The 4,830-nt window shown below is 69.0% G+C and carries 4 protein-coding genes; 1 reads left to right on the plus strand and 3 read right to left on the minus strand.

From position 1 onward, the window contains the following. Window positions 1-366: 366 nt before the first annotated feature. Genes FHS87_RS22955 through FHS87_RS22965 form a run of 3 tightly spaced genes read right to left on the minus strand, consistent with a single transcriptional unit; the run spans window position 367 to window position 3,544 of the window. Complete coding sequence (locus FHS87_RS22955; protein WP_184522152.1) at window positions 367-1,362, minus strand: hypothetical protein; 996 nt, start codon at window positions 1,360-1,362, stop codon at window positions 367-369. 26 nt (window positions 1,363-1,388) lie between these two features. Next, the gene (locus FHS87_RS22960) at window positions 1,389-2,369 is read right to left on the minus strand and encodes a tripartite tricarboxylate transporter substrate binding protein (RefSeq protein ID WP_184522155.1); all 981 of its coding nucleotides are present in this window, start codon (window positions 2,367-2,369) and stop codon (window positions 1,389-1,391) included. A gap of 26 nt (window positions 2,370-2,395) precedes the next feature. Then, window positions 2,396-3,544 carry a mandelate racemase/muconate lactonizing enzyme family protein gene (locus tag FHS87_RS22965; RefSeq protein ID WP_184522158.1) on the minus strand — a complete coding sequence of 383 codons (1,149 nt, stop codon included), beginning with the start codon at window positions 3,542-3,544 and terminating at the stop codon, window positions 2,396-2,398. Between the two features lie 111 nt (window positions 3,545-3,655). Here FHS87_RS22965 and FHS87_RS22970 point away from each other — a divergent pair, with 111 nt between their 5' ends. Further along, on the plus strand, window positions 3,656-4,582 hold the full coding sequence (locus tag FHS87_RS22970) for a LysR substrate-binding domain-containing protein (protein ID WP_184522161.1): 927 nt from the start codon (window positions 3,656-3,658) through the stop codon (window positions 4,580-4,582). The last annotated feature ends 248 nt before the right edge of the window (window positions 4,583-4,830 follow it).

Here is a 4,830-nt window from a genome sequence, read left to right on the forward strand (position 1 = left end):
GCCACACGCTCCAACATCGCGTCACCTCACCATCCGTGACGCTACCTCGCCGTCAGCACGCTCCAGGACAATACGGCCTCAAACCACCGCTTACCATCTACTCGTAGCGTCTGCAGTTTCATCGATAAGAAAATGCGGCATCTGGGATCGATCCCAGGTAAGAACTGCCCGTCCAACAGGCGTTCACGCACGATAAGCGTCAAACCTCGTGCCTGATGGGCAGAGCAGGAGCGCTTGTCCCGATCATTGACCAGGGCCGAAGTTGCCCCACGCCAATGCCGGCGCAGGGCAATCTGCTTCTGTGACGAATTGCCGGCCGGCATCAATGCCTGTTGCCGGCAAGTCCGCTCCGTCCAGCCCTCGGTTTCAGTAGAAGCCGCCGGGAAGCAAGTAGCCTGCCTCCCCCTGACGCATCCGCGTCGCGATCTCGTCGTCCTGCAGCCCGTCCAGGCACCACCCCACGGCACGCTGCCCCGTGGCGCCGAGGCTGTGCCGGTTCGAGCCGACAGCCGTGCTTGTCGTCGCGGTCACCTTCACGCCCTGCCGTGTCAGTGCGTCGGCGTAAGCCTGTTGTGCGGCGTAGGGGATGAGCTTGTCCTCCGCATCTCCCACAATGAAGACGCGGCGCCGGTCGGAGGCCTGGATGCTCCCCACTTCGCGGATTGGGTCGTAGGCATCCACCAGGGTCTGGCTCAGCCGCGGCCCACGCGCCGCATTGCCCATCGCCTCCTCCCGCTCCCGCAGAGCAGTAAGGGCGGAGCTGAACGCGGCACAGGCGATGTCGCTGCGCGCTGCCAGCATCCCGGCAAGCGACGGCCCGCCGCCGGATTGCGCGGCGATGCCGAAGCTCTCGATCCTGTGGCGCTGCTTGATGGCCTCCAGCGCGGCATTCATCAGCGCCACTTCACGACGCCGGAACTGCTCGCTGGCAATGCCCGATGAGCCGTAGTTTCCGGGGCGTGCGACGATGATGAAGGGGTGGCCGAGCGCGCGGGACTGCGCCTCCGCCGCGCGCTGCAACGACTCCTCGCTGGGGTTGCCGTACGAGTCCGAGACGCCCACGCGAACCAAACGCCCCTGCTCATCGTAGGACTGGTTGAGGCGGTTGCCGTGAATGAAGGCCACGGCCTTTGGGTTCGTCCCGGCCAGTCCGGCGGCGTAGTAGCGGATGCAAACGCCCTCCACCGTGCCGTCCGGATAGGGTGCGCTAGCCCAGACCTGGCCCGGGCGGTCCGGGCATTCGGACTGGCGCAGGATAACGCCGGTCCGCAGGCCCTCGTGGCTCATCGTGCTGTAGCCCTGCGCCATCGCCGGCAGGGGCGCGCAGAGCAGCCCCGCCATCAGCGCTATCTTCCAGGTCATGTCGTTTCCTCCCCTCGTGCTCGCCATCAATCCGGCGAGATGTTGCCGCGCCGGATGATGCCCTCCCAGCGCGGGATGTCGGTGGCCAGGAGGGTGCGAAGCTCCTCAGCTGTGCTGCCGACGGAATCGAAGCCAATTTCGGCGAGACGTGCCCGCACCCCGGGCATGGTCAGCACCTCCCGCGCGGCGGAGGCCAGGCGGCCCACCACGGGGCCGGGCAGCCCGGCTGGTCCGATCAATGCGTTGATCAGCGCGGCGTCCACCTCGGCGTAGCCCGCTTCGGCCATGGAGGGCACCTCCGGTAAAAGGGGTGCCCGCGCCGCGCCGGTGACGGCCAGGGCGCGAAGACGCCCGGCGCGCACGTGCTCGGCGATGGCGGGCACGGTGCCGAAGGCCATCCGCACCCGCCCCGCCAGCAGGTCGGCGATCATCGGGCCGCCGCCGCGATAGGGCACGTGCAGGAAGGTGAAGCCGGCGGCCTGGCGGAGTTGCTCGCCCGCCATGTGCACGGCGGTGCCGTTGCCAGCCGATCCGAAGGGCACGCTTTCGGGCTTTGCGCGCGCTTCCGCCACCAGGGCGGAGAGTTCGCGCCAGGGCTCGCCCGCCGGGACGACGAGGGCCAACGGGGCACGTACCAGCAGCGAGACCGGTGTGAAGTCCCGCACGGTGTCGTAGGGCAAACGCCCGCCGAACAGGCCCGGGTTGACCAGGAAGGCGGTGTCCACCACGCCGAGCGTGTAGCCGTCCGCCGCCGCGGTCGCGACCGCCTGGGTGCCCGTGAGGCTGGCCGCGCCGCCGCGGTTCTCGACGACGAAGGACTGACCCAGCACCTGGGCCAAGTCCTGCCCGAGCAGGCGCGCCGTGATGTCGCTGGCCCCGCCCGGCGGGTACGGCACGATCAACCGGACCGGCCGCACCGGCCAGGCCTGGGCGCGCGCCGTCCCGGCGAGGGCCCCAAGCGGTAGGGCCGCGAGAAGGGCCCGACGTCCCCGGCTTGAAACGTTCATGTCTTCGTTCCCTCCCCTGGTCCGCTTCAACCGGCGTCCAGCGCCCAGTGCTCGGAAAGCCACGGCTCCAGCCGGGTAGGGTCGAGCTCCAGCCCGATGCCTGGTGCGTCCGGCACCGCCAGTGTGCCGTCCGTCCGTGGAGCAATCGCACCGCCGAGGGACAGCAGCGGATTGGCCGTCGCGTCCACCTCAACGAAGGGATAGGCGGCCGGCCCCCCGCCGCGGCGTGCGGTCAGCAGCGCGCCCATCTGCAGGGCAGCGTGGGCGTTCACGCAGGTGCCGAAGACGTGCGGCATGACCGGGAGGTCGTAAGCATCCGCCAGGGCGGCGACGCGGCGCAGACCGGAGAAGCCGCCGCAAACCGTCAGGTCCGGCTGCAGCACGGAGAAGGTTCGGGCCTCGAGAAAGTCCCGGAACGCGGCCAGGCTGGCCAGTGCTTCGCCCCCTGCAATCGCGCATCGGGCGGAGGCGGCTACCGCCCGGTAGCCGCCAATGTCTTCCGGGCCCAGCGGCTCTTCGATCCAGAGCAGGTCGGCCTCCTCCATGTGGCGCGCGCTCTCGATCGCGGCGCCGACGCTGTAGCCCTGGTTCACGTCCACCATCAGTGCGACGTCGTCCCCCACCTGCCGCCGCGCCGCCCGCATCACGGCCCCGTCCAGCCGGGGCGCAAAGCCGACACGCGGCTTGATGGCGCGGAAGCCGCGGCCCAGCAGTGCCTCGATCTGCGCGGGGTAGGCGCCGTAGGGCGCGCCGCCCTCGGCGATGAAGGGGCCGCTAGCATAGGCCAGCATACGGTCTCGGAGTGCGCCGCCGAGCATTCGCGCCACGCTGATCCCCCGCGCCCGCGCGGCGAGATCGTGCAGGGCCATGTCCACGGCCGAGACGGCCATCATCGCCGCCCCCCGCCGGTCGTAGCCCAGCGTACCCAGCATGGCTTGGTAGAGCCGGCCCATCTCCGCTGCCGGCTGACCGAGCACGAGCGGAGCGAGGCGGGAACGGACGAAACCCGCTGCAGCGAAGGGGGAGTTGAAGACCTCGCCCCAGCCCACCGTGCCGTCCTCGCCCTTCAGGCGGAGCAGCAGGAAGTCTCGACGCCGAATGAAGGTCGAGGCATTGCCCAGTGCTGGGCTGGGCGCGAACCCTACATGGAACCCCTCGATCGCCGTCACTCGCACAAAGCGCATCCTCTCCGGGTCTTTTCGTGGGAAGACCGTGCCGATGCCGCGGTTATGCTGTCAAATAGCCAAACGTCCTCAGATCATGAGTGATTGGTTATGATGTTGAACTTGCGCGAGCTCGAAGTCTTCCGAGCGGTGATGGAGGCGGGCGGCGTTACCGGCGCGGCGGAACGACTGAGCATGAGCCAGCCGGCGGCGAGCAAGATGTTGCAGGGCGCGGAGGCGCGGCTGGGCTTCGCCCTTTTCCGGCGGGATCGGCAGCGCCTCGTTCCGACGGCCGAGGCCTATGCTCTTATGCCAGAGCTGCTCGGAACCTTCGCCGCCATCGACGGGCTGGAGCGGCTCGCGGCGGCGCTTCGGGCGGGGCAGGGCGGGCAGATCTCCGTGGCGGCGGTGCCGGTTCTGGCGACGGCGCTGCTGCCACCGGCGGTCACCGTCTTCCGCGCGGCTCGCCCGGAGGTGCTGGTGCGCCTGCGTGCGCTCTCCGCGATCGAGAGTGTGAACCAGGTGGCGAACCACCAAGCCGACCTCGGGGTCATCCTCGGGAGCACGGCGGATCCGCGGATTGAGGTGCGGCAACTACACCGATCCGAGATCGGCTGCGCGCTACCGGCGAAGCATCCTTTCGCCTCCAGGCCCTTCCTTGCACTTCAGGACCTGGAGGCGGAGACGGTCATCTCCCTGAGCCCGGCGCAGCCCGTCGGCCAACTCGTCCAGGTCGCCTGGAGCGAGGCTGGCATCGCCCGGCGGTTGGCTATCGAGGTGTCGCAGTCGAGCATTGCCTGCGCCCTGGTCCGGGCTGGCGCGGGCATCGCGGTGCTGGACGGCTTCGGCCTTGCCGAGGCGAGGGCGCAGGGGCTCGTCACTCGTCCGCTCCGGCCATGGATCCCGCTGGACGTGACCCTCATCCTCGACCGAGGGCGGGAATGCTCGCGGCTGACGACTGCCTTCGTGAGGGCGCTGGAGGAGACGCTGTCCAGCACTCTAGGGAAAGTAGAGGATCAGACTGGTGAGCCAGACATAAGGACTGGGTGAAAACTCTCCGAGGGCCGAGGTTGAATCGTCCTCTACGCACGATAATCCTTCAACTTCGTGCCTGGTGGGGCAGGGGGGTGGCTACAACTCGCGCCGCATTCGAACCACCTCGGGTTCTCACGCTGCCGAGCTGAACGGCTGAGTTTGGCCGAGGAACGAACCCGCTATCGCGGGATTGGTCCTGTTTGCACTGATGCGCTGCCGCGTCGGCAGACAGGCATGAATTGAGCGGGCCCGGGCCCGAGCCG

This window comes from Muricoccus pecuniae (assembly GCF_014199205.1).
Classification (GTDB): domain Bacteria; phylum Pseudomonadota; class Alphaproteobacteria; order Acetobacterales; family Acetobacteraceae; genus Roseomonas; species Roseomonas pecuniae.

Excerpts from the sequence above, each read along its gene's own strand:
- FHS87_RS22955 (WP_184522152.1), bottom strand. The coding sequence starts at position 1,362 with ATGACCTGGAAGATAGCGCTGATGGCGGGGCTGCTCTGCGCGCCCCTG.
- FHS87_RS22960 (WP_184522155.1), bottom strand. The coding sequence starts at position 2,369 with ATGAACGTTTCAAGCCGGGGACGTCGGGCCCTTCTCGCGGCCCTACCG.